General features: G+C 61.8%; 1 protein-coding gene. It reads left to right on the top strand.

Annotated features, from left to right (window positions below):
• Positions 1–88 precede the first annotated feature (88 nt).
• The gene (locus Q7A36_RS39935) at positions 89–1003 is read left to right on the top strand and encodes an SMP-30/gluconolactonase/LRE family protein (protein WP_305109347.1); all 915 of its coding nucleotides are present in this window, start codon (positions 89–91) and stop codon (positions 1001–1003) included.
• The last annotated feature ends 248 nt before the right edge of the window (positions 1004–1251 follow it).

Below are 1251 nucleotides of genomic sequence, written 5' to 3'. Positions count from 1 at the left end.
GCAATATTTTGCTAAGACGCTGATAAAAAAGGATTTTTATTTGCGTACAGGCTCTAAGGCATAAAGACTTCGGGGGGAGGAAATTGGTATGAGCGAGGTCCATATCGTCGCAAGGGGCTTGGGATTTCCGGAAGGCCCGGTTGCAATGGCCGACGGCAGCGTCGTTCTGACCGAGATCAATGGCGGCTGGGTTACCCGCGTCGCTACCGACGGTACGGTGACGCGGCTGGGAAAGGCGGCAGGTGGACCAAACGGGCTCGCGCGCGCGCCGGACGGGTCACTGATCCTCTGCAACAACGGTGGAAGCCGCTACCTGCCCGGCAATTTCATGGGGCAGGGACCCTCGGACGATTACGAGTATGGCTCGGTCGAGCGGGTGGACCCCGAGAATGGTGCGCGTAGGTTGCTCTATAAGGAAGCGAACGGCCACAAGCTTTCGGCGCCGAATGACTTGGTGTTCGATCGGCATGGGGGCTTCTACTTCACCGATCTCGGGAAGCGCTATCATACCTCGCGCGACCACGGCGGGTTGTACTACGCGCTACCGGATGGCTCATCGATTCGGGAAATCGCTTACCCCATTTTGAGCGCCAATGGCGTGGGACTCTCTCCAGACGAGACGATCGTCTATGTCGCCGACACGGAGTCCGCGCGCCTGTGGGCGTTCGAGATAGAGGCGCCCGGCGTGCTCCGGAAAGAGCCGTTCCCATCACCGCATGGCGGGCGTTGCATCGGCAGCCTGCCTGGCTTTTGCCGCTTTGACAGCTTGGCCGTGACGGCATCCGGCAATATCTGCGTTGCCACCTTGGTCACTGGCCAGATCACGGTGTTTGCTCCGGACGGACGCGTGCTCGACCAGATGGCAATGCCCGATACCCATCCGACGAATATCTGCTTTGGTGGGTCGGATATGCGCACAGCCACCATCACGCTCTCGGGCGAGGGCGCGGTGGGGCAGATGCGTTGGCCGGAACCCGGGCTGAAGCTGAACTTCCAGCAGTAGTGGCACAGGCCCACCACGGACACCAAGGCGTGGGCAAGCGCAAGGAAGGCATGACGCAACAGTCGGCGAGACCGGATCGGGAAAACCAGTGGGCAACAACGCACCTCGAGTACGCCACCTTGGACTGGACGTGTTCCGCGAACTCCCATGCGGGCCGCCGATCCAGGGCCGGGATGGCGGCCGGACAGATGGCGGCATCCCAGTACGCGGCACTGCATCCCTGACGTTTTCCCTTGCGCCGCAGGGGG

Source organism: Paracraurococcus lichenis, assembly GCF_030657435.1.
Taxonomy (GTDB): Bacteria; Pseudomonadota; Alphaproteobacteria; order Acetobacterales; family Acetobacteraceae; genus Paracraurococcus; species Paracraurococcus lichenis.
This window is presented reverse-complemented; position numbering and strand designations above follow the sequence as displayed.

Excerpts from the sequence above, each read along its gene's own strand:
- Q7A36_RS39935 (WP_305109347.1), top strand. The coding sequence starts at position 89 with ATGAGCGAGGTCCATATCGTCGCAAGGGGCTTGGGATTTCCGGAAGGC.